Consider the following 24,648-nt stretch of genomic DNA (forward strand, 5'->3'; position numbering starts at 1 on the left):
CCCTGCGGTCCTCGGCGGTGCGGGGGGCCTCGAACGCGCCGCCGCGGGTGCGGGTGGCCGGTGTCAGCGCCCGCGCCTGCGCCGCCGCGCGAGCCCGGCCCAGCGCGGCGCGCACCGCGTCCGCCGATCCCCCGCCACCGGCTGCCTCCTGTGCGGAGTCCTGCGCGAGGTCCGCGGGTCCCGCAGCCGCCGGCGGGTCGGGGTCCGCGGGCGACGCGCCGGGACCACCGGGCTCGGGAGGCTCGGCGGGCTCGTCGTCAGCCGGCATGCAGCGCACCCCCTGCGACGACGTCCACCCGGTGCGCACCCCCGCCCCGCAGCGCCGGGGGCACGTCGTCGGGGACCGCGGCCGTCACCAGGACCTGCTCGGCGTCGGCCACCACCTCCGCCAGCCGGTCCCGCCGGCCCGCGTCGAGCTCGGCGAAGACGTCGTCCAGGACCAGCACCGGGTCCCCGCCCGACTCCCCGGCGGTGTCGGCGCGCAGCAGCCGGTAGCTCGCCAGCCGCAGCCCCAGCGCCACCGACCAGGACTCCCCGTGGCTGGCGTACCCCTTGGCGGGCATCCCGCCGAGGTCCAGCTGCACGTCGTCGCGGTGCGGCCCCACCAGGCACACCCCGCGGTCCAGCTCGGCGCGGCGCTGCTGCTGCGCGGCCTCCAGCAGCGCGGCGCGCACGTCCACGACCGCCGGCAGGCCCCCGTCCGGGTCCGTCGCGGTGCTGCCCTCCAGCGCCGCCAGGCTGGAGCGGTAGCGCAGCTCCAGGTCCCCCTGCCCGGCGCTGAGGGTGCGGTACGCCTCCGCCGCCGGCACCCGCAGCTGCCGCAGCAGCGCCAGCCGCGCCACCAGCAGCTCCGCGCCGGTGGTGGCGAGCTGCTCGTCCCACACGTCCAGCGTGCGCACGTCGGCCCGGCCACCGCGCAGGGCAGCGCCCGCCGACTTCAGCAGGGCGGTGCGCTGGCGCACCACCCGGTCGTAGTCGGCGCGCACCCCCGCCAGGCGCGGCCAGCGGGAGACGAGCAGCTCGTCGAGGTAGCGGCGGCGGGCGTCGGGGTCGCCCTTGACGAGGACGAGGTCCTCCGGGGCGAACAGCACGCTGCGCAGCGTGCCCAGCAGCTCCCGCGGCCGCCGCACCGGTGAGCGGTTCAGCCGGGCCCGGTTGGCCCGGCCCGGTGCGATCTCCAGCTCCAGGAGGGCGTGCCGCTCCCCCCGCGCCGGGTCGTCGCGCACCACGTCCACGCGGACCACGGCCCGCGGCGCCCCCTGCCGCACCAGCGGCGCGTCGGTGCTGACGCGGTGGCTGGACAGGGACGCCGCGTAGCCGATGGCCTCGACGAGGTTCGTCTTGCCCTGCCCGTTGCGCCCCAGCAGCGTGGTCACCCCCGCGGACAGGGGCAGCTCCAGCTGCGGGTAGGAGCGGAAGTCGACGAGCGAGAGGTGCGCGACGTGCACGTGGATCGCGGAGCGGACCCGGTCGGGGTCAGCTGACGGAGCCGGCGCCGGAGGTCGGCCCCGCCGAGGTGACGGCGTGCCCGCCGAACTGGTTGCGCAGCGCGGCCACCGCCTTGATGGAGGGGGAGTCCTCCTGCCGGGAGGAGAAGCGCGCGAACAGCGCCGCGGCCAGCACCGGCATGGGCACCGCGTTCTCGATGGCCTGCTCCAGCGTCCAGCGGCCCTCGCCGGAGTCCTGCGCGTAGCCGCGGATGTTGTCCAGCTTGGGGTCCTCCTCCAGGGCGCGGACCATGAGGTCCAGCAGCCAGGAGCGCACGACCGTGCCGCGGGTCCACGCCTTGAAGACCGCGGGGACGTCGTGGATGATCCCCTTCGCCTCGAGCAGCTCGTAGCCCTCGGCGTAGGCGTGCATCAGGCCGTACTCGATGCCGTTGTGGACCATCTTCGAGTAGTGGCCCGCGCCGGTGCCACCGGCGTGCACGAAGCCCTCCTCGCGGGGGCCGTCGGGGCGCAGCGCGTCGAAGACGGGCATCGCGAGGTCCACGTGACCCTTGGCGCCGCCGACCATGAGGCCGTAGCCGTTGTCCCGGCCCCACACGCCGCCGGAGACACCGCAGTCGAGGTAGCCCGTGCCGCGCTCGGCCAGCAGCTTGGAGTTGACCTCGTCGTCGGTCCACTTGGAGTTGCCGCCGTCGATCACCAGGTCGCCGTCCTTGAGCAGCGGGGCCAGGCTGGCGACGGTGTCGCGGGTGATCTTGCCGGAGGGGACCATCACCCACACGACCTTGGGCGAGGGCAGCGCCTCGACGAGCGCGGCCAGCGAGGGGACGTCGGTGACGTCCGGGTTGGGGTCGTACCCCGTGACCTCGATGCCCTTGTCGCGCAGGCGGGCGCGCATGTTGCCGCCCATCTTCCCGAGACCGACGAGTCCGATGTGCATCGGGTGCTTCCTCCCTGGCCCCGCTGCGCGCCGGGCCCGTGGTGTGCGTGGACGAACTGCTCGGAGGTGGTGCGGGCGGTTCAGGCGGCGAGCCGGACCGGCATGAGCAGGTAGCGGTAGCTCGTGTCGTCCTCGCCCTCCAGCTCGCGCTGGCCGGTGAGGACGGCGGGGCGGGTGGACTGGGTGAAGGAGAGCCGGGCGTAGGTGGTGGCCAGGGCGCCGAGCCCGTCGAGGAGGAACTGCGGGTTGAAGGCGATCGAGATGGACTCCCCCACCAGGGCCGCCTCCAGGGCCTCCGACGCCTGCGCGTCGTCCCCCTGGCCGGCCTCCAGCGCCAGGACGCCGTCCTCGAACCGCAGCCGCACGGGGGTGTTGCGCTCGGCCACCAGGGCGACGCGCCGGACGGCCTCCACGAGGGGGGCGCGCTCGACGACCGCGTGCACCGGGGACTCGGCGGGGAAGAGCGCCCGCACCTTGGGGTACTCCCCGTCCACCAGCAGCGAGGTGGAGTGCCGGCCGCCGGCTTCGAATCCGATGAGGTCGCCGGTCCCGTCCCCCAGCGCCATCGTGATGCTGCCGGCCGAGCCCATCGACCGCGCCACCTCCGAGAGGGTGCGCGCCCGCACGAGGGCGATGGCCGAGACGTCGGTGCTGCCGGGGTTCCAGCGCAGCTCCCGCATCGCGAGGCGGTAGCGGTCGGTCGCCATCAGGGTCAGGCGGTCGCCCTCGATCTCCATGCGGACCCCGGTGAGGATCGGCAGGGTCTCGTCGCGGCTGGCGGCGATCGTCACCTGCGCGACCGCCTCGGTGAACGTGTCACCGGGCAGGGTCCCGGAGGCCGGGGGCATCACCGGCAGGTGGGGGTACTCCTCCACGGGCATCGTCAGCAGCGCGAAGCGGCTGGCGCCGCAGCTGAGGGTCACCTTCGAGCCCTCCGTCACGAGCTCGGCGGGCCGCGCGGGCAGGCTGCGGCTGATGTCGGCGAGCAGCCGGCCGGAGACGAGCGCGCGCCCGGGCTCGTCGACCTGGGCGGGCACCTCCACCCGGGCGGAGACCTCGTAGTCGAAGCTCGAGAGCGTCAGCGACCCCTGGGCGTCGGCGTCGAGCAGCACCCCGGCCAGCACGGGTACCGGTGGACGGTTCGGCAGCGCGCGTGCGGCCCAGGCCACCGCGTCCGCCAGCACGTCCCGCTCGACCTGGAGCTTCACGGGCCACCCCTTCCTCCGGCGCCGGCTCCGCCGGCCCATGCGCTCTCCGACCGCACCCTCGCCCGGACGGGCACGAGGACGGATGTCCACAGTGCTCTTCCCGGGTGCGCAGCGCCTCCCGACAGTACGCGAGTCCGCCGACACCGGTGAACCGGGGATCGCCGCCCTCCCCTCGGGGTTTGTCCCCATCCCCCGTCCGCCCCCGCAGCGTTCGTCATCCACGGGTGGATGTGGGCTGACGGACCTCCTCCTAGGGGATCCATCATCGTCGTAGCCCTTGTGGAACCTGGGGATGGAACGACGTTCGCGCAGTTCAGGGCGTTGCCGGGCCTGTTCGGGGGTGTGGAGGGCCTGCGGAGCCGCACCCCCGACCGTCCACAGGCCCGTGGACGGCGCGGACACCGTGCACAGCCGTCCACCGCCGACCCGCAGCGCGTGCACCGGTGGTCCACCGGGTCGTCCACGGCTCCGGCGCCGGTTGTCCACAGCCGTGTCCCCAGACTGTGGAGAGAAGTGCACAGGCAGGTCACACCGCGGTCGCGCCGTTCGTCCCCGCAGCACAGCCCCGCAGCGCGGCCCCGGAACGCCGACGGCCCCGGGCCGACTCCTCGTCGGCCCGGGGCCGTCAGGCTCCCGCGGGGGTCCGGCTCAGGCGCCGGCCTGCTTCTTGATGCGGTTGGTCAGCTCCGTGACCTGGTTGTAGGTGCTGCGGCGCTCGGCCATCTGCTGCTTGATCTTGCGCTCGGCGTGCATCACGGTCGTGTGGTCGCGACCGCCGAACTGCTGGCCGATCTTCGGCAGCGACAGCTCCGTGAGCTCCCGGCACAGGTACATGGCGATCTGCCGGGCGGTGACCAGGGTGCGCGAGCGCGAGGTGCCGCACAGGTCCTCCAGCGTGACGCTGAAGTAGGAGGCCGTCTGCCCCATGATCGTCGCCGCGGTGATCTCCGGCGTCGTGTCGTTGGGGATGAGGTCGCGCAGCACGATCTCGGCGAGCTGCATGTCCACGGACTGCCGGTTGAGGCTGGCGAAGGCCGTGACGCGGATGAGCGCGCCCTCCAGCTCGCGGATGTTGCTGGAGATCTTCGACGCGATGTACTCCAGCACGTCGTCGGGGGCCTCCAGCCGCTCCCCGATGGCCTTCTTGCGCAGGATCGCGATGCGGGTCTCGAGGTCCGGGGGCTGGACGTCGGTGATGAGGCCCCACTCGAAGCGGCTGCGCATCCGCTCCTCGAAGCCGGACAGCTGCTTCGGCGGCAGGTCGGAGGTGATCACGACCTGCTTGCTCGTGTTGTGCAGCGTGTTGAAGGTGTGGAAGAACTCTTCCTGCGTCTGCACCTTGTTCGACAGGAACTGGATGTCGTCGATGAGCAGGACGTCGACGTCGCGGTAGCGGCGCTGGAACGCCTGCGCCTTGTCGTCGCGGATGGAGTTGATGAAGTCGTTGGTGAACTCCTCGGAGTTCACGTAGCGCACCTGCACACCCGGGTAGAGGCTCTGCGCGTAGTGGCCGATGGCGTGCAGCAGGTGCGTCTTGCCCAGCCCCGACTCCCCGTAGATGAACAAGGGGTTGTACGCCTTGGCCGGCGCCTCGGCCACCGCGACCGCCGCGGCGTGCGCGAAGCGGTTGCTGGCCCCGATGACGAAGCTCTCGAAGACGTACTTCGGGTTGAGCCGGGCCGTCTCCCCCTTGCTCCCCCGCGCGGCCGCGCCCCGCGCCGGGGGCCGGCCCAGCTGCCGGCCCGTCCCCGGGCCCCGGTCGACCTGGAAGCCGGTGAAGAGCAGGTCGGGGTCGGAGTCGTCGAGCTGCAGGCCACCCTCGGTGGTCCGCGGCGCCGCGGGCTCGTCCTCCTCGGCCGGGACGGGCGGCTCGGCGGCGGACGTGGTCGCGGGCGCGGGCGCGGGCTCGGAGCCGATCGAGCTGTCGACCGTCACCGCGATGCGCACCGCGTGCCCCAGGGCGTCGCTGAGCGCCCCGGAGAGCGGCTCGCGCATCTTCTGCTCGATGAACTCCTTGGTCAGGTCGTTGGGGACCGCGAGCAGCGCGATGCCGTCGAGCAGCCCGAGCGGCTTGGTCAGCCGGACGAAGGCGCGCTGCTGGTGCGTGGCCCCCGAGCTCTCGAGCTGCGCCACGGCGCGCTTCCACGCGTGCGAGAAGGTGTCGCCCTCGGCGTCCACTGAAGCCCACTCCTGTCGTACAGCGCTGCGGGGAGGGTCGCTGTCCACACCCTTGTCCACATGATGTGCATGACGGCGGGTGCGGCGGCGAGCGCCCCCTCGATGCCCCGCTGGATCGGGGGTGGACGCGAGCAGTCGAGGCCGGACGGTAACAACCCGGACCCGAGCCGTTCAAGTGCCCCTCACCGGGGCGTGCTCCGGGCGGGTCGCGGTCGCGTCCCGAGGCGCGGTGGGCCGGGTGACCCGGGCGCCGACCCGGCGCTTTGACCACGGGCTGCGGTGGGCCGTACTCTGGCCGAGATTGTGCTCTGCGCTGTCCCGGAGTTCTGCACCGGTCCTGGACCGGGAGGGTCGTGGCGGCCAGCACCCGAGCCCCGTTCCGATCGATCCTGGAGACCTGACGTGAGCAAGCGGACCTTCCAGCCGAACAACCGCCGTCGGGCCAAGACCCACGGCTTCCGGCTGCGCATGCGCACGCGCGCCGGGCGCGCCATCCTCTCGGCCCGCCGGGCCAAGGGCCGCGAGCAGATCTCGGCCTGACGCACCTCCCGACCGCGCCGTGCTCCCCGCCGCGCGCCGCCTGAACCGCCGGGACGACTTCACCCTCGTCCTGCGGGGCGGCCGCCGCGCCGGAGCACGGCGCGTCGTGCTCCACTACGCCGCCACGGGGACCACCGGGCCGGCGCGCGTGGGTTTCGTCGTCTCCAAGGCCGTCGGCGACTCCGTGCAGCGGCACCGCACCCAGCGGCAGCTGCGCCACCTCTGCGCCGCCCGCCTCGACGAGCTGCCCACCGGTGGGCTGCTCGTGGTGCGGGCGTTGCCCGCCGCGGCCGGCAGCACCTCCACCGAGCTCGGAGCCGACCTCGACCGGGGTCTGCGCAGGCTCGGTCTCCCCGTCGCCGGGGCCCACGACCGTGGCTGAGCAGCCGCGGTCGCTGTGGCACCCCCTGCGCTGGCCCGCGCTGGTCCTCGTCCTCCTCGTGCGCGCCTACCAGCTCCTCGTGTCGCCGGTGTTCGGCCCCACGTGCCGCTTCTACCCCTCCTGCTCCGCGTACGCGGTGGAGGCGCTACGCACCCGGGGTGCCCTGCTGGGTACCTGGCTGACGGTGCGCCGCCTGCTGCGCTGCCACCCGTGGAACCCTGGAGGGGTGGACCCCGTTCCGCCGAGGGGCTCCCCCTCGCGCGGTTGAGGAGCACCGGTCGCACCGGTACCCCTCGCCCGCACGTCGCCCACGTCCCGACCCGGGACCGGCACGACCGGCCGGAACCGCCGGCGCCGAGACAACTGGAGGACACGCCTCGGATGATCGACTTCTTCATGAGCCTCCTCAGACCGATCCAGCACGTCGTCGCCTGGATCATGGTGAGGTTCCACGAGCTCTTCACCGCCCTGGGCATGGATGCCGACGGGGGGCCGACGTGGGCGCTGTCCATCATCGGGCTGGTCATCGTCATCCGCATCGTGCTCATCCCGCTCTTCGTCAAGCAGATCAAGGCGATGCGCGGGATGCAGGTCATCCAGCCGGAGATGCGGAAGATCCAGCAGAAGTACAAGGGCAAGACGGATCCCGCCAGCCGGCAGGCCATGCAGCAGGAGATGATGGCCCTCTACCGGGAGTCGGGCACCAACCCGATGGCCTCGTGCCTCCCGCTGCTGCTGCAGTCGCCGATCTTCCTCGCGCTGTTCTACACCCTGAACGGGATCAAGGACGGCAACGGCATCGGTGCCCTCACCGACCAGCTCGCGGCGCAGGCGCGGGACGCCACCCTCTTCGGCGCCCCGCTGTCGGCGACCTTCTGGGGTGACAAGAGCGACCCGGCCACGGCCATCCTCACGATCGCGATGATCGTGCTGATGTCGGCGTCGCAGTTCATCACCCAGAAGCAGCTCATGGCGAAGAACACCTCCAGCGCCATGGACGAGAGCAACCCCTTCGCCCAGCAGCAGAAGATGATGCTGTACCTGCTGCCCGTCATCTTCGCCATCTCGGGCGTGCACTTCCCGATCGGCGTGCTGCTGTACTGGCTGACGACGAACCTCTGGTCGATGGGGCAGCAGTTCTACGTCATCCGCCGCATGCCGTCGCCGGGCTCGCTCGCCGAGAAGGAGCTCGAGGCGCGCCGTGCCCGCAAGGCCGCGCGCCGCGGGACGCCGCTGAGCCTGAGCAAGGACGCCCCCGCCGCCGGTGGGGACGCCGCACCGGCCGCGGACGGGTCCTCGAACGGTCAGCCGGTCCGCCGCAGCGGGCAGCGCCAGCAGCCCCGCCGCAACGACCGCAACCGCCGGACCCGGCCGGGCACGCCACCGGCCAGCGGGGGACGCACCCGCTGACCCCGGCAGACCCACCATGCGGGGCGTCCCACTCCAGGGGCGCCCCGCACGACGTGGCAGCGGCGTGTGCCGGTGCCTGGAGAGCCCCCGGACGGGAGCTCGTGAGGAGGACTGATGAACGACGTGACCGCGAAGACCGAGGAGCTCGAGGCGGAGGACGCCGCGGTGGTCGCGGCAGCGGCGCCGGCGGCCGGCCCGCGACGCAGCGGGCAGGCGAAGCTCGAGGAGGAGGGCGACATCGCCGCCGACTACCTCGAGGAACTGCTCGACATCGCCGACCTCGATGGCGACATCGACATCGACATCGAGAACGGCCGGGCGTCGGTGGCGATCGTGGCCGAGGGCGGCTCGCACCGGAAGCTGCAGCAGCTCGTCGGGGAGGGTGGCGACGTGCTCGAGGCGCTGCAGGAGCTGACCAGGCTGGCCGTGCAGGCGCAGACCGGTGACCGGACGCGGCTGCTGCTCGACGTCGCCGGCTACCGGGCCGACCGCCGCGAGGCGCTCACCTCGCTCGCCACGGAGGCGTGCGAGCGGACGCGGACCTCGGGCACCGACACCCGGCTGGAGCCGATGCCGGCCTTCGAGCGCAAGGTGGTGCACGACGCGGTGGCCGCTGCCGGCCTGCAGAGCGAGTCGGAGGGCGAGGAGCCGCGCCGGTACGTCGTGATCCTCGCGCCGACCGCCGACTGACTGCGCGGCGTGCGCCGGGCGGGCGTCGCGGCTCGGTAGGCTCCCGGGGTGCTCGGAGCCGACTCTGCCGACGTGGTGCCCACGACGGGGGGTGGTGGTGTTTCACGTGAAACGCCACCACCCCCCGTCGTCGTTCCGGCGGTCGCCGCCGACGTCTTCGGGCCGCACCTGGTGCAGGCGGAACGCTATGCGGCGCTGCTCGGCACGGACGGCGTCGTCCGCGGACTGATCGGCCCCCGCGAGGTCCCGCGGCTGTGGGAGCGACACCTGCTGAACAGCGCGGCGCTGCGGCACGTCGTGCCCGAGGCGACGCACGTCGTCGACATCGGTTCGGGAGCTGGCCTGCCCGGGATCCCGCTGGCGCTGGCCCGACCGGACCTCCGGGTCACCCTCGTGGAGCCGCTGGAGCGCCGCTACCACTTCCTCCGCGAGGCGGTCGCCGCGCTGGACCTCGCCGATCGGTGCCACGTGGTGCGCGCCCGGGCGGAGGAGCTCGCCGGCGAGCTCGCCGCACCCGTCGTGACCGCCCGAGCCGTGGCGGCGCTGGACAAGCTCGCCGGGTGGGCACTGCCGCTGACCAGCACCGACGGGGCCGTGCTGGCCATCAAGGGGCGCACCGCCGCGCAGGAGATCGAGACAGCCTGGCCGACGTTGCGGCGCTGGGGCGTGCCCGAGGAGCCCGAGGTGCTGACCTGCCCGTCGGGCATCGACGGTGAGGACCTGGTGGTGGTGCGGGTGCTCCGTGGGACGGGACCGCTGCGGACGTCGACGCAGGCAGGGCGCGGACGCCAGCCCCGGCAGGCGAAGGCCGCCGGTCGCGGGGCGTCGAGGACGGGAGGACGGCGTGGAAGGGGAGGTGGGGCAGCTCGTGGTTGACGCAACGACACCCGGAGCGGGTAGCGCGACCAGCCCGGTGGGCTGGATGGACCTGCGCCCGTCGGGCGAGGCCAGCCCGGAGCCGACGGGCTGGCAAGGGCTCGTTTCACGTGAAACACACACCGAGGGTGGTGCGGTGAGCCCCGAGGCGGACGAGTCGCCCTCACCAGCGGTGGAGCGCGCCGACGACGCGTTCCCCGCGGCGGGTAGCCCGGATGCGGTGGATGTTCCACGTGAAACCACGGCTGCGCCCGATCCCGCGGCCGTGGAGGCTCCCGTGCTGGTGGACGCGGTGCGCACCGAGGACGCCGAGGCGGAGGAGCAGCGTCAATCCCTCGCCGCTGTGCTGCCCCCACGCTCGGCGACCTCCGCACTGGTCGGCGCGCCGCGCACCGAGGACGATGTCGACGACGTTCCGCTCCCCGCGCCGGTACCGCCCGCTCCGGTGGACGGTGACGTGCCGCTGACGCTGCCGCGACCGGCGGAGACGCGCATCATCACGATCGCCAACCAGAAGGGCGGCGTCGGCAAGACGACCACGGCGGTGAACCTGGCCGCGGCCCTCGCGGCGGCCGGGCTCAAGGTCCTCGTGCTCGACGTGGACCCGCAGGGCAACGCCTCCACGGCGCTCGGCATCGAGCACCACGCCGAGGTGCCCGGGGTCTACGAGGTCCTCGTGGAGGGCAAGGCGCTGGCCGAGGTCGTGCAGCGTTGCGAGGAACCGGGCGACCTGTGGTGCGCCCCCGCCACCATCGACCTGGCCGGCGCCGAGATCGAGCTCGTCTCCATGGTGGCGCGGGAGTCCCGGCTGCAGCGTGCGCTCGCCGCGTACCTGCGCAGCGTGGAACGTTCCGGGGCGGGGCGCGTCGACTACGTGCTCATCGACTGCCCGCCCAGCCTCGGGCTGCTGACCATCAACGCCTTCGTCGCGGCACCCGAGGTGCTCATCCCGATCCAGTGCGAGTACTACGCGCTGGAGGGGCTGACGCAGCTGCTGAGCAACATCGACCTCATCCGGCAGCACCTCAACCCGGACCTGCACGTGTCCACGATCCTGCTCACCATGTACGACGGGCGGACGCGGCTGGCGGCGCAGGTGGTCGAGGAGGTGCGCAGCCACTTCGGGGAGCAGGTCCTGCGCTCGCTGGTGCCGCGGTCCGTGCGCATCTCCGAGGCCCCGAGCCACGGCAAGTCCGTCATGGCGTACGACCCGAGCTCCAGCGGTGCGCTGGCCTACCTGGAGGCGGCCCGGGAGCTGGCGCAGCGCGGTGCCCCGCCGGAGGACGGCCCGGTGGCGGTGACCGGCGGTGGCGCGGCGCGTGCCGACGCAGGGGCCGGCGCACGCGGCGGACCCGATCCGTGGTCGCGGTGGACCGATGGAACAGCAGCCCGCCGCAGCGCCGGCGACCGAGCGGAAGGCACAGCGTGAGCGAGAAGCGTCGCGGACTCGGCAGGGGACTGGGAGCCCTCATCCCCAACGGGCCCGGCGCTCCCCGGCCGGCCGCCGAGCGCACCGCACAGGCACGGCCGGTGGACGTGTTCTTCGACCAGCGCGCCGACGCGCCGGCGGAGGAGGACGTCCCCGCGACCGCGGAGGGGGCCGGCCGCACCGTCTTCATGGCCCGCACCGGTGCCGGTGCGCTCCGCTCCGCCCCCGCGGCACCGTTTCACGTGGAACCGCGACGCAGCGAGCAGCCGACGCTGCCCGACGTGGACGAGGCCGAAGCGCCCGGTCCCGACCTGCCCGCCGAGGTGCCGCCGGCTGCCGTGGAGAGCGTGGAGCCCCCCGCGACCGGGACGGCGCCCGACGAGCACGTTCCCGACGCCCCGGCCGCTGACGCGTCGGCTGCTGAGGTCACGAGCGACGACGTCCTAGCCGACGACGTCCCGGCCGACGTCGCGCCCCGCGTGGAGCCGGGCGACGACCTGGTGCCCGTCCCCGGTGCCCGCTTCCTGGAGCTGCCCGTCACGGCGATCGTGCCCAACGCCAAGCAGCCGCGCACCGTCTTCGACGAGGAGGAGCTCGACGAGCTCGTCCGGTCCGTCGCGACGGTCGGCGTCCTGCAGCCGGTCGTCGTCCGGCCGATCCCCGGTGCGGCGGACGGCGAGCCCGGCTACGAGCTCGTCATGGGCGAGCGGCGCTGGCGGGCCGCCACCGCCGCCGGGCTCGGCGTGGTGCCCGCCATCGTGCGCGACACCACCGACGACGACCTGCTGCGCGACGCGCTGCTGGAGAACCTGCACCGCAGCCAGCTCAACCCGCTGGAGGAGGCCGCCGCCTACGCGCAGCTGCTGGACGACTTCGGCTGCACCCACGAGGAGCTCGCGGGGCGGATCGGGCGCTCCCGGCCGCAGATCAGCAACACCCTGCGGCTCATGAAGCTGCCCCCGCTCGTGCAGCGCCGGGTGGCGGCCGGGGTCCTGTCCGCCGGGCACGCCCGCGCCCTGCTCGCCCTCGAGGACGGCGCGGCCATGGAACGCCTGGCGCAGCGCATCGTCGCCGAGGGGCTCTCCGTGCGGGCCGTCGAGGAGATCGTCACCCTCGGCGGGGGCGCCGCCCCGGCCCGCGCCCGGCGCACACCCGCGCCGGCGCGGCCGGAGCTGGAGCAGCGGGCCGGGGCCCTGGCCGATCGGCTCGACACCCGCGTGTCGATCACCATGGGCCGGCGCAAGGGGCGGCTGACCGTGGACTTCGCCGGTGTGGACGACCTCGACCGCATCCTGCGGGTGCTCGAGGGGCGCGCGCCCGAGGCCTGAGACGCGGGAGGGGGCCGGTCCCGCCGGGACCGGCCCCCTCCCGCGCCTGTGGTCTGACCTCAGGGGGTGAGCAGCCCACCCGCCGTCGCCGGTGCACCGTCGGCCGCGTGCCGGGGGACCGGGGTGCCCCCGCCCACCGCCTCGGCCACCGCCACGTCCACGATGCGCCGGTACAACGACTCCACGTCCTCCCCGGCGGCCGCCGCGCCCAGCGGCAGCAGCGACGTCTCCGTCATCCCCGGCGCCACGTTCGCCTCCAGGAAGTGCGGCACCCCCTGCGCGTCGACGATGAAGTCCATCCGCGACAGGTGCCGCAGCCCCAGCGCCTCGTGCGCGCGCTCGGCCGCCGCGGCCACCGCCCGCGCCGCCTCCGGGTCCAGCCGGGCGGGGGCGAAGAACTCCACGGCCCCCGCCGTGTAGCGCGCCGCGTAGTCGTACGGCCCGTCCGCCACGATCTCCACCGCCGGCAGCGCCCGCGGCGCGCCGTCGATGTCCAGCACCGCCACCGCCACCTCGGTGCCCGCCACGAACCGCTGCAGCACCGCCGTGTCGCCGTAGGCGAAGCACTCCACGACCGCCCGCGGCAGGTCGCCCGGCTCCCGCACCACGCCCACGCCCAGGGCCGAGCCGCCACGGGCGGGCTTCACCACCAGCGGCAGGCCCAGCCGCTGCAGCACCGCCGACAGCACCGCGGGCGCCCCCAGGTCCCGGAACAGGTCGTGCGGCAGCGCGATGGCCTCGGGCACCACCAGCCCCGCGCGCTCCACCACCGCCGCCGCCACCGGCTTGTCCCACGCGCGCCGGCACGACGCCGGGCGGGTGCCCACGTACGGCAGCCCCAGCAGCTCCAGCACGTCCCGGATCGAGCCGTCCTCGCCCACCGCGCCGTGCAGCACCGGCCACACCACGTCCGGCGCCTCGGCCCGCAGCGCCGGGATCAGCTGGGCGTCCACGTCCAGCACCAACACCTCGCACCCCGCCTCCCGCAGCGCGTCCGCCACCCGGCGGCCCGAGCGGCGCGAGACGTCGCGCTCGTGGGAGATGCCGCCCGCCAGGACGGCCACCCGGGGGCTCACGCCAGCTCCGGGCCGGGCGCGTCCGCGCTGCCGCCGTGCACGTGCGCGGAGCCGCCCAGGACCGGGCCGAACATCGCCTGCGTCTCCAGCTCCGACTGCACGACGCCGGCCAGCCGCCGCACCCCCTCCACGATCCGCTCCGGCGTGGGGAAGCAGTACGACAGCCGCAGGTGCCTGCGGCCAGAGTCGTCGGCGTAGAAGGCGGTGCCCGGCACGTACGCCACGCGCGCGGTCACCGCCCGCGGCAGCATCGCGGTGGCGTCCAGGCCCTCCGGCAGCGTCACCCACACGTAGAAGCCGCCCTCGGGGTGCGTCCAGCGGGCCTCGGGCAGGTGGGTGGCCAGCGCCTGCAGGGTGGCGTCGCGCCGCTCCCGGTACAGCTCGCGGAACACCTTGACCTGCCCGCGCCAGTCGTACGTGGACAGGTACTCGGCGATGGCGAGCTGGCCGAACGACGTCGGGCACAGCACCGAGGCCTCCGCGGCCATCACGAGCTTCTCGCGCACCGCGTGCGGCGCCACCGCCCAGCCGACGCGGAAGCCCGGGGCGAAGGTCTTGGAGAAGGAGCCCAGGTGGACGACGCCGTCGGCGTCCAGGGAGCGCAGCGCCGGCAGCGGGTCCCCGTCGAAGCCGAGCAGCGCGTACGGGTCGTCCTCCAGCACCAGCACCCCGTGCCGGCGGGCCACCTCCAGCACCTGCGGGCGCCGGGCGGCGGACAGCGTGACGCCGGCGGGGTTGTGGTGGTTGGGCACGGTGTAGAGGAACTTCGCACGCCGTCCGGCGGCCGCGAGCGCCGTCAGGGTCTCCTCCAGCGCCTGCGGCTGCAGGCCCTCGGCGTCCATCGCCACGTGCACGACGTCGGCCTGGTAGGAGCGGAAGACGTTGAGGGCGCCGACGTAGCTGGGCGCCTCCGCGACCACCACGTCCCCGGGGTCGAGGAACACCCGCGCCACGAGGTCCAGGGCCTGCTGGGAGCCGGTGGTGACGACGACGTCCTCGGGGGAGGCGTGGATGCCCTGCGCGGTCATGACCTGCACGATCTGCTCGCGCAGCACCTCCTCGCCCTGCCCGGAGCCGTACTGCAGCGCCACGGCGCCGCGCTCGGCCACCAGGCGCTGGGCGATGCCGCCGATGACCTCCAGCGGCAGCGCGGGCAGGTACGGCATCCCGCCCGCCAGCGACACCACCTCGGGGCGGTTGGCCACCGAGAACAGGGCGCGGATCTCCGACGTCGTCATGGAGCGGGTGCGCTCGGCGTACGCCGCGAGCCACGGGTCGAGCCGGTTGCCCACCGCGGCGCGCGCCGCCCCCGGGTCTGCCGAGGCGGCCGCGGCCCGGGCCCCGGCGGCGGCAGCGGCCTCGGCTGCGCGCGGGATCACGGGTTCGTGCGGCTGTCTCATCGGTCCTCCAGGTGCTCACCCAACGGCGGGGGGCGGGGCAGGAGCCTCTGGTGGCGTTCCTGCGGTGTGCACCGCCCCCTGTCTAGGATGCCTGTGCTGTTGCGGCGCGCGCACGGTCACCGCCCCATGTCGCCGCGGGCGGGCCTCGGCAGGTCTGGCGGATGCGGGAGGAGCTCCTCGATGGGCCGGCGCATGGTGCCGCTGACGCTCGACGTCCTGGGCGACCTGCCCGAGGCCAGCAGGCGCTGCGTGTTCTGGGAGCTGGACGCCGTGGCCGCCAAGCAGGCCGCCGCCGCCGGGTACCCGGACTTCGAGAAGGAGGTCTGGTTCTCCACCGTCCTGCTGCAGTGGGGGCCGTGCGGGCGGCTGCTGTACGTCGACGACGAGCTCGCCGGTTTCGTGGTCTACGCCCCGCCGGTGTTCTCCCCCCGGGCCGGCGCGTTCCCCACCTCGCCGGTCAGCGGTGACGCGGTGTTGCTGATGACGGGGTGGGTGCGGCCCGACCAGCGCGGCGGGGGGCTGGCGCGGATGCTCGTGCAGGGTGCGGCGAAGGACCTCACGAAGCGGGGTTTCAAGGCGATCGAGGCGTTCGGGGTGGCCGCGCCGCCCGCCGACCCGGCCGACACCGCCTGCACGCCCGGTGCGCACGAGGGGGACTGCCTGCTGCCGGAGGCGATGCTGCTGTCGGTGGGGTTCACGACGGTGCGCCCGCACCACCGCTACCCGCGGCTGCGGCTGGAGCTGCGCTCGGCGCTGGCGTGGCGGGAGGACGTCGAGCAGGCGCTGGAGCGGCTGCTGGGGTCGGTGCGGGTGCCGGCGCTGAGCGGGTTGGGCGCGCCGCCGGCGACGACGTGACGCACGCGGTCATGCCGCGTCTGCAATGACTCGGACCGAGGCAACCACGACCGGTGGGAGGCTGGCGTCATGGTGAAGCGCCTCCCCGCCGGTGCGGACGTGCCCGGCGGGTCGGAGGATCGCTCCGCGCCGCCCGTGACGGCGCCCCACCAGCGGCAGGAGGAGGACCACGCCGCGGCGTGGGGGGAGTGGGACGACTCCGGGGACCGTGAGGTCTGGGGAGGTGCGGCGGCCGACGGACTGCGCTGATGCGCCGCGGGGAGGTGCGCCTCGTGGACCTCGACCCGGTCCGCGGCAGCGAGGCGAGCACGCGTCGGCCGGCGGTCGTGGTCAGCGACGACCAGGCCGAACGGCTCCTCGGACCGGGCTCGTCCCGGCCCCGAGGGACGAGAGCACGGCGGGTGGACTCCGGCGCCTAGCGGCTGACCGACTCCAGCACCTCGGCGAGTTCCACCGGTCGGCTCACCATCGGCCAGTGCCACGTCGGCAGCTCGACGTACGTCCAGTCGCCGTCGACCATGTGCACAAACACCGGCGCGCCGGGCGCCATCTGCCGCAGCTGCTCGAGGCTGAAGCTGCACAGCACACCCGTCCGCGGCAGGCGCTCCCAGGCGCCGGTGAGCGCGACCGGTTGGGTGGCGGTGCGCCAAGGCTGCGGTCGTGAGCTCTCGACGAGCGCGGCCACGGCGTCGTCGTCGACCTCAGGTACCTCGGCGGCGATCACGGACCAGGGCGGCGGTGGCAGCTTCCAGCCCTCGCCGTCCGTCATGACCCGGTCCTCGTCGGCCATGCGCGCCTCGGGTCCATCGAAGTCGGCCTGCGCCGTGCCGTCCGGCAGGGGACCGGAGTCGATGTAGACCAGGCGGGCCACCCGCTCCGGTACGCGGTCTGCCGCACCGGTCGTCACCAGGGCGCCGTAGCTGTGGCCGACGAGCACGACGTCGTGCAGGTCGTGCTGCTCGAGCAGGTGCACGACGTCGTCGACGTGGGTGGTCAGGTCGGTCTGCGGCGAGGCCAGGTGCGCGCGCTCGCCCATGCCGGACAGGTCGACGGCGTGCACGACGTGGCCGTGTGCGCGCAGCGGGTCCGCGACGGCGCGCCAGATCGAGGCGCCGAGCCAGAAGCCGGGGACGAGGACGTAGGTGGTGCTCATGGCCGTGACGCTACGGTGGTTTGTGGACAGTTCCCGCCCGGTATCCGGACCGGACATCACCGTTGCGTCCAGGCAGCTGCGAGGACGGGCGTGAGCCGCCCCACCGCACGCGTGCTGGCGATGCTGGAGCTGCTCCAGGCGGGTGGGCAGCGCACCGTCGGCGATCTCGCGGCGCGGCTCGGGGTCGACGAGCGGACCGTACGGCGCTACGCCGAGCACCTCGCCGACCTCGGGATCCCGGTCCAGGCGCAGCGGGGCAGGTACGGCGGCTACCGGCTCTCCCCGGGGTACAAGCTGCCGCCGCTGATGCTCACCGACGACGAGGCCGTCGCCGTCGTGCTGGGTCTGCGGGCCGCGGAACGCGCGGGGCTGGCCACCACCGACCACTCGGCGACGGCGAGCGCGCTGGCCAAGGTGTCGCGCGTGCTGCCGCGGTCCCTGGGCCAGCGGCTCGACAGCCTGCTGTCGAGCGCACGCTTCACGACCCCGGCGCGCACCGGCTCGCCCGCCGGCGCCGACACGCTGCTCGACCTGGCCTGGGCGGTGCAGGCGCGGCGCACCGTCGTCATCGACTACACCGCCTGGGACGGGCAGGAGTCGCAGCGTGAGCTCGACCTCTACGGCCTGGTCTTCCACTCCGGCCGGTGGTACGCCACCGGACACGATCACGGCCGTGACGAGGTGCGGACGTTCCGCCTGGACCGCATCGCCTCGGTCAGGCAGGGCGACGGCTCCCACGACGGCTCCTACGTCGTGCCCGCCGACTTCGACGCGACGGTGCAGGTCGTGTCCGGCATCGCGGCGGTCGGGTGGTCGCACGAGGTCGCCGTCGTGTTGCGGACCACCCTCGCGGCAGCGAGCGAGCGCCTGCCCCCGAGCGTAGGACGGCTGGGCGAGCACCTCGACGGCGTGCTCCTGCAGACGCGCGTCGAGCACCTCGACGGCATGGCCCGCATGCTGGCAGGGCTCGGTTGGGACTTCGAGGTGATCACCCCCGACGCCCTGCGCGAGGAGGTCCTCGCCCTGTCCGAGCGCCTCCGGGCCGGTGCGGTGCGCGGCGCCGGCACCACGGCTGGTCCGCGGAGGTCGTGAGCAGCAGGACGTCTCGCCGCGCGGCGAGCATCGCGCGCCGAGGGCGGCGTGGGTGGACGTCGCGTGCGTCCACCTGTCGTCGCGGTGACCCGCCCCGCGGGGAGGACGCCGACGCTCCACGGCGTGCGATCGGATGAGCGGCATGGGAGAAGCCGGGCACCTGCGCCGCGTCAGCGCCGCCGTCGGGATCGGCGCGCTGGCCGCCTACGCCGCGCTGAAGGCGTCGTGGGCGGTGGGCGTCGACGTCGGTGTGCGCGACGGCGCCCGGTGGCGGCAGATGCTGGCCTCGCTGAGCGAGGGTGAGCTGTTCGCCGCCCTGTGGGGCACGGTCGGGCTCGACCTGCTCGCCATCGTGCTGCTGCTGGTGCTGGCCTCCGCCCGGGCCGGCGGTTCCTCGCTGCTCGCGCGGCTGCTGCGCACAGCGGGATGGCTGGCCGGAACCGCACTGCTGCTGCTCGGGTCGGTCGCCCTGGCGGTCACGCTCGGGCCGGTGATCGGGCTGTGGCCCACCGCTCCCGGTGACCCGGGCCCCCTGGCCGAGTGGGTCTTCCTCCTCGTCTACGGCTCCTTCACCGTGGCGGGCGCCTGCTACCTGCCCACCACCGCCTCCCAGCGGATCCGCACGACCGCGCCCGGGCCCCGGCCGGCAGGCGCGCGGCACGCCTCGCCTCGAGTTCCCGCACCGATCGCCCCGGGACCCGACAGCCACTCGTGACCGCGCTCCACCGGCGGTGTGGGCGCGCGGTCGGCTCACTTCCCGGAGGACGTGCCCGGCGCCTCGTCGTCCCCGGGGGCGGGGTGGTTCGCGCCGTCCCGAGGCGGGTAGGTGGCGCCGGTCAGTGGTGCGCGGCCGTGGTACGTGCCGTTGTCGAACGGCTCCGGTGGCGGTGGGGACGGCGGGCTACCGCCTCCGCCACCGCCGCCGAGGACGGGGTCGTCCGGCTCCCAGAGGCCCGGAAGCCGCCCGGCTGTAGCAGTTCGTTGCCACAGTGGTGCCGTGAGGACGATCAGCCAGCGGGAGCTCCGCAACGACAGCGGCAGGATCCTCCGCGAGCTGCGTGATGGTGAGGAGTTCGAAGTCACCGTCAACGGCGAGAGCTTCGGCATCCTCCGGATGAGCCCACCTCCGGTGAAGCCGCAACGCTTCGCCAGCGCCGAGACCCTACGAGCCCTGTACGAGAACGCACCGCTCACCGCACAGCAGGCGGACGCCTGGAAACGGGACGTCGGCGACACCTTCGACGACGAGCTGGACGACCCCTACACCCGAGCCCCGCACCACCGGCAGGAGTGATCCGGCCCGTGGCCGTGCTGATCGACACCGATGCGCTCATCGACGGGCTCGTCGTGGACGGGGCCTCCATCTCGATCCTGACCATGTTCGAGCTGGCCGGCGGGATCGACAGCGTCACCGACCCGGTGGAGCGGGCGGCGCGACAGCGTCGCTACGACGACGCCGCAGCGGTCGTGGCCATCGGTCGCAGGTCCAGGCCTCGCCACCTGGACCTCATGATCGCCGCTACTGCTCGGGCTCATGACCTCACGCCCATCACCTCCGACCTCGACGACTACCGGGGACTGGAGACGTTGCTCGAGGTGACAAGGCCCTGAATGCTGGCCGCGGCGAGTCGGCGGCCGCCGCTCGCTCGTCGCGGAGGCGGGCGTCCACCGCCGAGGGATCACGTCTGTAGGACGGCACCTGCGGGCACGGTGGTGGCAGGGACGGCGATCGCCGAGTCCGTCCCGACGTGGTTGCGGACCGTTTTCTCGGAGAGGAGGAGCTGGCGGGCGATCGCGTGGTCGCTGACCACGAGACCCCGCTGTTGACATGGGAGGGAGCCATGAGCGGGCGCTTGTGGAGCCGGCTGACAGGCTTCACCCGGCGCGGTGGGTGCTGATGCGCCTGCCGGCGTCCACCAGTCGGTCATGATGCGTGAATGGGCCGACAGGGCGACCAGGACGCGCGGACCGACGGCCGAGCGCTGGCACGCGCCAGCACGTACCTGGTGGGCTTGCAGACGGCTGCGGTGGGAGGAGCGGTCGTAGGTGGACTGCTTCTGCTCGTCGGGGTGCTCCTGTGGATGGGTAGCGACACCTCGTACACCACCTTCCGCTGGGGTGCAGCGCTGGTCGTCGCATCCGGTGTCATGACCATGGCCTGGGCCGGGGCGGCCGCGATCGCCTTCTGGGTGTCCTCGGCGTTCTTGGCAGCGCGCCAGGACTGACGAGGCCGACACGGAAGCAGAGGTCCGGGGAAGCCCGAGCGGCGACAGCGCCGTGGGCCGTCGGGGCGGAGAGGGCGTGGTCGGTCGATGGGGTGATCGGGAGCCAGACCATCGGACGATGGTGAGCAGGTGCTCACGGGGAAGAGTGCTGGCATGCCCCAGCAGCGCACTCCGCAGCCCTCGACCGGTCAGGGGAGCGAGGCCGTGAGCTGGGACGATCGGCCCAGCACCTGGCTGGCCCTCGCCGTCATGTTCCTCGCGCTCTCCGTCTCGTTCTGGATCGACGCCCTCAGCGGGGAGAAGACCCTCGGCTTCCTGCCGGCCGGGGCCTTCACCGTCAGCGCGGTGCTTTTCGCGCTGCACGCCCGCCGGTGCGCCGTGCGCCGCGGCCCGGCCGCGCCCCTCAGCTGATCGGCGTGGGTGGGGTGTGGCCCCACACGCCCACGGAGCAGCGCGGATCGTCGTCCACCAGGACGTGCAGCCGGGTCGGAGCCCCGATCTGCGCGACCTGGTAGGTGCGGGTGCCGGTACCGCACCACGGGCGATCACCGTGGGGGCCGACGGGCGGCAGCGGGACCGGACGAGCCATCTCGCCCTCCCCGTTCTCCCGCCGGCCCGCGGCGATGAGTCCCCGGGGCGCGACGGGTCCACCCCGCCATGACCGGTTCCCCGTCACGCGTGCGCGTGCACAACTTCAGCGTCTCCCTCGACGGTTTCGCGACCGGCGAGGGCCAGACCTTCGAGGCGCCCTTCGGGCACGCCGGCCAGCGGCTGCACGAGTGGGCCTTCGGCACCCGGACCTTCCGCGGCATGTTCGGCCAGCCCGGGGGCGGCGTCGGCGTCGACGAGGCGTTCGCGAGCTCGTGGAACCGGGGGATCGGGGCGGAGATCATGGGGCGCGGGAAGTTCGGCCCGCACCACGGCCCGTGGACCGACCACGACTGGCGGGGCTGGTGGGGGGACGAGCCGCCGTTCCACACGCCGGTGTTCGTGCTGACCCACCACCCGCGCCCGCCGGTCGAGATGGACGGCGGGACCACGTTCCACTTCGTCGACGCCACGCCCGCTGAGGCCCTCGCGCTGGCCCGGGAGGCCGCCGGCGGGCTGGACGTCCGCATCGGCGGGGGCCCCTCCACCGTCCGCGATTTCCTCACCGCGGACCTGGTGGACCACCTGCACCTCGTCGTCGTGCCGATCCTCCTCGGGCGGGGCGTGCGGCTGTGGGACGGGCAGGAGGGCGTCGAGTCCCGCTTCGACGCCGAGGCCACCTCCTCCCCGAGCGGCGTCACGCACCTCACCCTCACCCGGCGACCGGCCTGACCCGCCCGCCGGCGGGCGCCTCCGCCGGGCGGGACCGACCGCTCAGGAGGTCGCGCCGCCCGGTCCCGCGACCTCCGCGCCCCCGCCCGCCTGCTGCTCCAGGCGCCGCACCGCCTCGTCGGCGGCCACCTCCAGGGCCGCCAGGTCGTCGGCGGAGAACTCCCGCGGCTCGGTGTCCAGAACGCACATCGAGCCGATGACGTGACCGGTGCTCGTGCGCAGCGGCACCCCGGCGTAGGCGCGCATGCCGTCCACCACGGCGAGGGGGTTGTCCGCCGTGGCGGCGTCCGCGGTCAGGTCCGGAACGACGTAGGCCTCCCCGGTGCGCACCACCGTCGCGCACAGCGCCCACTCCGCGGGGGTCGCGCGGGCCTCGGCCAGCCAGCCGGTGAGCCCGTGCGCGCCGGAGATGATCTGCGCACCGGACAGCACCACGTTGAGCAGGCCGACGGGCGCACCCGTCCCGGCGCTGACACCGGCCAGCAGGTCCTCCGTCAGCGGCTGCACCCGCTCCACGTCGTCGGCGCCGAGCGCATCGACGGCGGCCAGGCGGGCCTCCTCGTGCAGCGGGTCCCGGCTCGGGCCGTCGAGGTGCTCGGCCGCCCAGGCGTCCGTCAGCCAGGCGGGGACCGCGGCGTCGGCGGCCGCGCCGTGGTCGGCGTGCTCGGCGTGGTTCATCGTGCGCTCCTCGTGCGTGCCAGCACCTGATAGGTCCGCAGCCGGGCCAGGCAGCTGCGGGCCGCCATCCGCACCGGCGCGTCCGTGGCGTTGTCCACCAGCCACTGCCCGACCACCTGCAGCTGCTCCACCGGCAGCGCCATGCCGTGCGCGCCGGTCGCGACGGTGGCCTGCGACCACGCCGCCAGCATCCGCTCCGGCCCCACGACCGCGGACATCTCCGTCAGCCAGTCCAGCACCGTCGGCTCGGTGAGGCCGCGCGCGCGCGCCCCGTCGGCGATCACGGCCGGGCGCGCGGCCCCGGGGGCAGCCGTCGTGGTGGTCACAGCGGTCCATCGGCACCGGCGCGCACCGGGTGGAGCCCCGGCACCCGGATGGCCGCCACCACCGCCCCCGCACGCACGACGGCGCCGCCCCCGGTCGGGGACGGCGCCGTCGGGGCGTGCGGGTCAGGCGGTCGGGGCCTGCGCCTGGGTGAACTCCGCCAGCTCGCGCAGCAGCGCGGGCTTCGGCCGGGCACCGATGATCGTCTTCACGACCTCGCCGCCGGAGTAGACGTTGAGGGTCGGGATGGACGTCACGCCGTAGCGCGCCGCGGTCTGCGGGTTCTCGTCCGTGTTGATCTTCACGACCTGGAGCTGCTCGCCGTGCTCGGCGGCGATCTCCTCCAGGATCGGGGCCACCTGGCGGCACGGGCCGCACCACGGCGCCCAGAAGTCCACGAGGACGGGCTTGTCGGACTTCAGGACGACGGTCTCGAAGGTGTCGTCGGTGACGGGCTGGGTCGCGCCCACGGGTTCCTCCTCGGGGATCGTCCCGCCCCGGGCCGGGACGGGGGAGTGCGTCGGGCCGGCCCGGGGGCCGGCCGGGTCTCAGAGCGCGGCGGGCTGCGGGCGGGGCACGGTGCCGCCGTGCGCGGCGACCGGGTCGACGGTCTCCTCCCGCGGCGGGTTCTCGCCCTGCGCGACCCCACCCAGGTGGGCGAGGTAGCGCTCGGCGTCGAGGGCGGCCGCGCAGCCGGAACCGGCGGCGGTGATCGCCTGCATGTAGTCGTGGTCGATGACGTCGCCGGCGGCGAACACCCCCGGCAGGTTCGTGCGGGAGCTGCGCCCCTCGACGAGGATGAAGCCCTCCGGGTCCAGGTCCACCTGCCCGCGGACCAGCTCGCTGCGCGGGTCGTGGCCGATGGCGACGAACAGGCCCGTCGCCGCGACCTCCCGCTCCTCACCGGTGGTGGTGTCCCGCAGCCGCAGGCCGGTGACCTTGTCCTCGCCGAGGATCGCGGACACCTCGGTGCCGAACTCGAAGCGGATCTTCGGGTTGTCGAACGCCCGCTGCTGCATGATCCGGGAGGCGCGCAGCTCGCCGCGGCGGTGCACGACGGTCACGGTCTCGGCGAACTTCGTCAGGAAGTTCGCCTCCTCCATCGCGGAGTCCCCGCCGCCGACGACCACGATGTGCTGGCCGCGGAAGAAGAAGCCGTCGCAGGTGGCGCACCAGCTCACGCCGCGGCCCGACAGCCGCTTCTCGTCGGGCAGGCCCAGCTCGCGGTAGGCCGAGCCCATCGCCAGGACCACGGCGCGGGCGCGGTGGGTCTCGCCGGAGCCGGTGACGACCTCCTTGACGTCGCCGGTGAGGCGCACCTCCACGACGTCGTCGGTGACCAGCTCGGCGCCGAACCGCTCCGCCTGCGCCCGCATGCCCTCCATGAGGTCCGGGCCCATGATCCCGTCGCGGAAGCCGGGGAAGTTCTCGACCTCCGTGGTGTTCATCAGCGCCCCGCCGGCCGTCACCGACCCCTCGAAGACGAGGGGTGCCAGCTGTGCGCGGGCGGCGTACAGGGCAGCCGTGTACCCCGCCGGCCCGGAGCCGATGACGATGACGTTGCGGACGTCGTTCACGAAGGAACTCCTCTGACTGGGCGGTCCGGCCGGCCGCGGTGCGCACCCGGAGGTCCCGGGCCGCCGCTCACGCGCCTCAACCGATCGTAGGTCGCCGCTGTTCCCCGCCCGGCCCCGTCCGGGTGCCCGCCCCGGCGCCTCAGCCGGGCAGGTCCAGCGCCGCCAGCGCCGGCTGCCCCGGCGTGCACCCCGCCGCCACGACGAGGACGTGGTAGCCGGCGCCGCCCGCGGCGGGCAGCACCACGACGGTCGCCGGGTCTCCCTCCCACGTGGCCAGGTCCACCGCGACGGCGGTCTCGGTGCGCGCCCCCAGCGCCTGCGCGCACGCCAGCGCAGCCACCGCCGCGCCGGGATCCGCGGCGGACCCGGGGGTGGGCCCGGGAGTGGGCTCGGCGGCGGGCTCGCTGAGCAGCTCCGGGCCCCCCGTGCCCCGCTCCTCCTGCGCGTCCTCCGGCGCCGCCGCCCGGAGGGCGGGCAGGGCGCCCACCTGGGCGGCGGCCGAGGCGGAGCGGTAGTCCG

29 protein-coding genes and 3 pseudogenes are annotated in these 24,648 nt (G+C 74.4%); 18 read left to right on the plus strand and 14 right to left on the minus strand.

Features of this window, described 5'->3' with window-relative positions; genetic code table 11:
- From ABEB16_RS01405 to dnaA, 5 genes and pseudogenes are all read right to left on the minus strand, one after another.
- Positions 1-268, minus strand: a pseudogene (locus ABEB16_RS01405) (hypothetical protein); the annotation flags it as partial.
- Complete coding sequence (gene recF / locus ABEB16_RS01410) at positions 258-1,448, minus strand: DNA replication/repair protein RecF (protein ID WP_345710492.1); 1,191 nt, start codon at positions 1,446-1,448, stop codon at positions 258-260. The gene recF and the pseudogene ABEB16_RS01405, both read right to left, overlap by 11 nt.
- 28 nt (positions 1,449-1,476) lie before the next feature.
- Entirely contained in the window at positions 1,477-2,388 is a 912-nt protein-coding gene (gnd, locus tag ABEB16_RS01415; RefSeq protein WP_345710493.1) for a phosphogluconate dehydrogenase (NAD(+)-dependent, decarboxylating), read from the minus strand.
- A gap of 80 nt (positions 2,389-2,468) precedes the next feature.
- The gene (gene dnaN / locus ABEB16_RS01420) at positions 2,469-3,596 is read right to left on the minus strand and encodes a DNA polymerase III subunit beta (protein WP_345710494.1); all 1,128 of its coding nucleotides are present in this window, start codon (positions 3,594-3,596) and stop codon (positions 2,469-2,471) included.
- A 648-nt stretch (positions 3,597-4,244) separates the two neighbouring features.
- Positions 4,245-5,774, minus strand: a complete 1,530-nt coding sequence (dnaA, locus tag ABEB16_RS01425; protein ID WP_345710495.1) for a chromosomal replication initiator protein DnaA — start codon at positions 5,772-5,774, stop codon at positions 4,245-4,247.
- 402 nt (positions 5,775-6,176) lie between these two features.
- On the opposite strand from dnaA, the gene rpmH reads away from it, so the two are divergent.
- The 8 genes from rpmH to ABEB16_RS01465 all read left to right on the plus strand — a co-directional run bounded on the left by rpmH (position 6,177) and on the right by ABEB16_RS01465 (position 12,429).
- Positions 6,177-6,314, plus strand: coding sequence for a 50S ribosomal protein L34 (gene rpmH, locus ABEB16_RS01430; RefSeq protein ID WP_345710496.1), 138 nt, complete (start codon positions 6,177-6,179; stop codon positions 6,312-6,314).
- A gap of 19 nt (positions 6,315-6,333) precedes the next feature.
- Positions 6,334-6,696 (plus strand): ribonuclease P protein component, encoded by a 363-nt coding sequence (gene rnpA / locus ABEB16_RS01435; RefSeq protein WP_345710497.1) that lies wholly within the window; start codon positions 6,334-6,336, stop codon positions 6,694-6,696.
- A complete protein-coding gene (gene yidD, locus ABEB16_RS01440) occupies positions 6,689-6,964 on the plus strand; it encodes a membrane protein insertion efficiency factor YidD (RefSeq protein ID WP_345710498.1) in 276 nt (91 codons plus the stop codon). Before rnpA ends, yidD begins: the two co-directional genes overlap by 8 nt.
- A gap of 113 nt (positions 6,965-7,077) precedes the next feature.
- On the plus strand, positions 7,078-8,106 hold the full coding sequence (gene yidC, locus ABEB16_RS01445; RefSeq protein WP_345710499.1) for a membrane protein insertase YidC: 1,029 nt from the start codon (positions 7,078-7,080) through the stop codon (positions 8,104-8,106).
- Positions 8,107-8,220: 114 nt separating this feature from the next.
- Entirely contained in the window at positions 8,221-8,796 is a 576-nt protein-coding gene (locus ABEB16_RS01450; protein ID WP_345710500.1) for a Jag family protein, read from the plus strand.
- A gap of 48 nt (positions 8,797-8,844) precedes the next feature.
- Positions 8,845-9,672, plus strand: a complete 828-nt coding sequence (rsmG, locus tag ABEB16_RS01455; RefSeq protein ID WP_425560076.1) for a 16S rRNA (guanine(527)-N(7))-methyltransferase RsmG — start codon at positions 8,845-8,847, stop codon at positions 9,670-9,672.
- A gap of 445 nt (positions 9,673-10,117) precedes the next feature.
- On the plus strand, positions 10,118-11,101 hold the full coding sequence (locus ABEB16_RS01460; RefSeq protein WP_345710520.1) for a ParA family protein: 984 nt from the start codon (positions 10,118-10,120) through the stop codon (positions 11,099-11,101).
- On the plus strand, positions 11,098-12,429 hold the full coding sequence (locus tag ABEB16_RS01465) for a ParB/RepB/Spo0J family partition protein (RefSeq protein WP_345710501.1): 1,332 nt from the start codon (positions 11,098-11,100) through the stop codon (positions 12,427-12,429). Before ABEB16_RS01460 ends, ABEB16_RS01465 begins: the two co-directional genes overlap by 4 nt.
- A gap of 59 nt (positions 12,430-12,488) precedes the next feature.
- Here the strand turns inward: ABEB16_RS01465 and ABEB16_RS01470 are convergent, their stop codons facing one another.
- Both ABEB16_RS01470 and ABEB16_RS01475 read right to left on the minus strand, forming a co-directional pair.
- A complete protein-coding gene (locus tag ABEB16_RS01470; protein WP_345710502.1) occupies positions 12,489-13,505 on the minus strand; it encodes a D-alanine--D-alanine ligase family protein in 1,017 nt (338 codons plus the stop codon).
- On the minus strand, positions 13,502-14,905 hold the full coding sequence (locus ABEB16_RS01475) for an aminotransferase-like domain-containing protein (RefSeq protein ID WP_345710503.1): 1,404 nt from the start codon (positions 14,903-14,905) through the stop codon (positions 13,502-13,504). The genes ABEB16_RS01470 and ABEB16_RS01475 overlap by 4 nt, the downstream gene beginning before the upstream one ends.
- Before the next feature lie 180 nt (positions 14,906-15,085).
- Here ABEB16_RS01475 and ABEB16_RS01480 point away from each other — a divergent pair, with 180 nt between their 5' ends.
- From ABEB16_RS01480 to ABEB16_RS01490, 3 genes and pseudogenes are all read left to right on the plus strand, one after another.
- The gene (locus tag ABEB16_RS01480; RefSeq protein ID WP_345710504.1) at positions 15,086-15,760 is read left to right on the plus strand and encodes a GNAT family N-acetyltransferase; all 675 of its coding nucleotides are present in this window, start codon (positions 15,086-15,088) and stop codon (positions 15,758-15,760) included.
- A gap of 69 nt (positions 15,761-15,829) precedes the next feature.
- Positions 15,830-16,009 (plus strand): hypothetical protein, encoded by a 180-nt coding sequence (locus ABEB16_RS01485; protein ID WP_345710505.1) that lies wholly within the window; start codon positions 15,830-15,832, stop codon positions 16,007-16,009.
- Positions 16,006-16,107: pseudogene (locus tag ABEB16_RS01490) on the plus strand (type II toxin-antitoxin system PemK/MazF family toxin); the annotation flags it as partial. The gene ABEB16_RS01485 and the pseudogene ABEB16_RS01490, both read left to right, overlap by 4 nt.
- 68 nt (positions 16,108-16,175) lie before the next feature.
- On the opposite strand, the gene ABEB16_RS01495 reads toward ABEB16_RS01490, so the two are convergent.
- Positions 16,176-16,913 (minus strand): alpha/beta fold hydrolase, encoded by a 738-nt coding sequence (locus ABEB16_RS01495; protein WP_345710506.1) that lies wholly within the window; start codon positions 16,911-16,913, stop codon positions 16,176-16,178.
- Between the two features lie 90 nt (positions 16,914-17,003).
- On the opposite strand from ABEB16_RS01495, the gene ABEB16_RS01500 reads away from it, so the two are divergent.
- From ABEB16_RS01500 to ABEB16_RS01525, 6 genes are all read left to right on the plus strand, one after another.
- Complete coding sequence (locus tag ABEB16_RS01500) at positions 17,004-18,005, plus strand: helix-turn-helix transcriptional regulator (RefSeq protein ID WP_345710507.1); 1,002 nt, start codon at positions 17,004-17,006, stop codon at positions 18,003-18,005.
- 142 nt (positions 18,006-18,147) lie between these two features.
- Complete coding sequence (locus ABEB16_RS01505) at positions 18,148-18,720, plus strand: hypothetical protein (RefSeq protein WP_345710508.1); 573 nt, start codon at positions 18,148-18,150, stop codon at positions 18,718-18,720.
- 282 nt (positions 18,721-19,002) lie between these two features.
- Positions 19,003-19,299 carry a type II toxin-antitoxin system Phd/YefM family antitoxin gene (locus ABEB16_RS01510; protein ID WP_345710509.1) on the plus strand — a complete coding sequence of 99 codons (297 nt, stop codon included), beginning with the start codon at positions 19,003-19,005 and terminating at the stop codon, positions 19,297-19,299.
- An 8-nt stretch (positions 19,300-19,307) separates the two neighbouring features.
- On the plus strand, positions 19,308-19,616 hold the full coding sequence (locus tag ABEB16_RS01515) for a PIN domain-containing protein (RefSeq protein WP_345710510.1): 309 nt from the start codon (positions 19,308-19,310) through the stop codon (positions 19,614-19,616).
- 470 nt (positions 19,617-20,086) lie between these two features.
- A complete protein-coding gene (locus ABEB16_RS01520; protein WP_345710511.1) occupies positions 20,087-20,230 on the plus strand; it encodes a hypothetical protein in 144 nt (47 codons plus the stop codon).
- Positions 20,231-20,434: 204 nt separating this feature from the next.
- Positions 20,435-20,641 (plus strand): hypothetical protein, encoded by a 207-nt coding sequence (locus ABEB16_RS01525; protein WP_345710512.1) that lies wholly within the window; start codon positions 20,435-20,437, stop codon positions 20,639-20,641.
- Here the strand turns inward: ABEB16_RS01525 and ABEB16_RS01530 are convergent.
- Positions 20,634-20,819 (minus strand): hypothetical protein, encoded by a 186-nt coding sequence (locus ABEB16_RS01530; protein WP_345710513.1) that lies wholly within the window; start codon positions 20,817-20,819, stop codon positions 20,634-20,636. The genes ABEB16_RS01525 and ABEB16_RS01530 overlap by 8 nt on opposite strands.
- A 68-nt stretch (positions 20,820-20,887) precedes the next feature.
- Between ABEB16_RS01530 and ABEB16_RS01535 the strand changes: the two genes are divergently transcribed.
- The gene (locus tag ABEB16_RS01535) at positions 20,888-21,550 is read left to right on the plus strand and encodes a dihydrofolate reductase family protein (protein ID WP_345710514.1); all 663 of its coding nucleotides are present in this window, start codon (positions 20,888-20,890) and stop codon (positions 21,548-21,550) included.
- A 42-nt stretch (positions 21,551-21,592) separates the two neighbouring features.
- On the opposite strand, the gene ABEB16_RS01540 is transcribed toward ABEB16_RS01535, so the two are convergent.
- The 5 genes and pseudogenes from ABEB16_RS01540 to ABEB16_RS01560 all read right to left on the minus strand — a co-directional run.
- A complete protein-coding gene (locus ABEB16_RS01540; RefSeq protein WP_345710515.1) occupies positions 21,593-22,228 on the minus strand; it encodes a GAF domain-containing protein in 636 nt (211 codons plus the stop codon).
- The gene (locus ABEB16_RS01545) at positions 22,225-22,554 is read right to left on the minus strand and encodes a hypothetical protein (RefSeq protein WP_345710516.1); all 330 of its coding nucleotides are present in this window, start codon (positions 22,552-22,554) and stop codon (positions 22,225-22,227) included. Before ABEB16_RS01545 ends, ABEB16_RS01540 begins: the two co-directional genes overlap by 4 nt.
- A 123-nt stretch (positions 22,555-22,677) precedes the next feature.
- Positions 22,678-23,022 (minus strand): thioredoxin, encoded by a 345-nt coding sequence (gene trxA / locus ABEB16_RS01550; RefSeq protein ID WP_345710517.1) that lies wholly within the window; start codon positions 23,020-23,022, stop codon positions 22,678-22,680.
- A gap of 78 nt (positions 23,023-23,100) precedes the next feature.
- On the minus strand, positions 23,101-24,129 hold the full coding sequence (trxB, locus tag ABEB16_RS01555) for a thioredoxin-disulfide reductase (protein WP_345710518.1): 1,029 nt from the start codon (positions 24,127-24,129) through the stop codon (positions 23,101-23,103).
- 139 nt (positions 24,130-24,268) lie between these two features.
- Positions 24,269-24,648 (minus strand): annotated as a pseudogene (locus ABEB16_RS01560) (hypothetical protein); the annotation flags it as partial.

This window comes from Kineococcus glutinatus, assembly GCF_039542765.1.
Taxonomy (GTDB): Bacteria; Actinomycetota; Actinomycetes; order Actinomycetales; family Kineococcaceae; genus Kineococcus_A; species Kineococcus_A glutinatus.

What these genes read in the sequence shown, in the direction of transcription:
- gnd (WP_345710493.1), bottom strand. Translation starts at nt 2,388, where the DNA reads ATGCACATCGGACTCGTCGGTCTCGGGAAGATGGGCGGCAACATGCGC.
- yidC (WP_345710499.1), top strand. Translation starts at nt 7,078, where the DNA reads ATGATCGACTTCTTCATGAGCCTCCTCAGACCGATCCAGCACGTCGTC.
- ABEB16_RS01450 (WP_345710500.1), top strand. Translation starts at nt 8,221, where the DNA reads ATGAACGACGTGACCGCGAAGACCGAGGAGCTCGAGGCGGAGGACGCC.
- ABEB16_RS01475 (WP_345710503.1), bottom strand. Translation starts at nt 14,905, where the DNA reads ATGAGACAGCCGCACGAACCCGTGATCCCGCGCGCAGCCGAGGCCGCT.
- ABEB16_RS01480 (WP_345710504.1), top strand. Translation starts at nt 15,086, where the DNA reads ATGGGCCGGCGCATGGTGCCGCTGACGCTCGACGTCCTGGGCGACCTG.
- ABEB16_RS01485 (WP_345710505.1), top strand. Translation starts at nt 15,830, where the DNA reads ATGGTGAAGCGCCTCCCCGCCGGTGCGGACGTGCCCGGCGGGTCGGAG.
- ABEB16_RS01495 (WP_345710506.1), bottom strand. Translation starts at nt 16,913, where the DNA reads ATGAGCACCACCTACGTCCTCGTCCCCGGCTTCTGGCTCGGCGCCTCG.
- ABEB16_RS01505 (WP_345710508.1), top strand. Translation starts at nt 18,148, where the DNA reads ATGGGAGAAGCCGGGCACCTGCGCCGCGTCAGCGCCGCCGTCGGGATC.
- ABEB16_RS01520 (WP_345710511.1), top strand. Translation starts at nt 20,087, where the DNA reads ATGGGTAGCGACACCTCGTACACCACCTTCCGCTGGGGTGCAGCGCTG.
- ABEB16_RS01530 (WP_345710513.1), bottom strand. Translation starts at nt 20,819, where the DNA reads ATGGCTCGTCCGGTCCCGCTGCCGCCCGTCGGCCCCCACGGTGATCGC.
- ABEB16_RS01535 (WP_345710514.1), top strand. Translation starts at nt 20,888, where the DNA reads ATGACCGGTTCCCCGTCACGCGTGCGCGTGCACAACTTCAGCGTCTCC.
- ABEB16_RS01540 (WP_345710515.1), bottom strand. Translation starts at nt 22,228, where the DNA reads ATGAACCACGCCGAGCACGCCGACCACGGCGCGGCCGCCGACGCCGCG.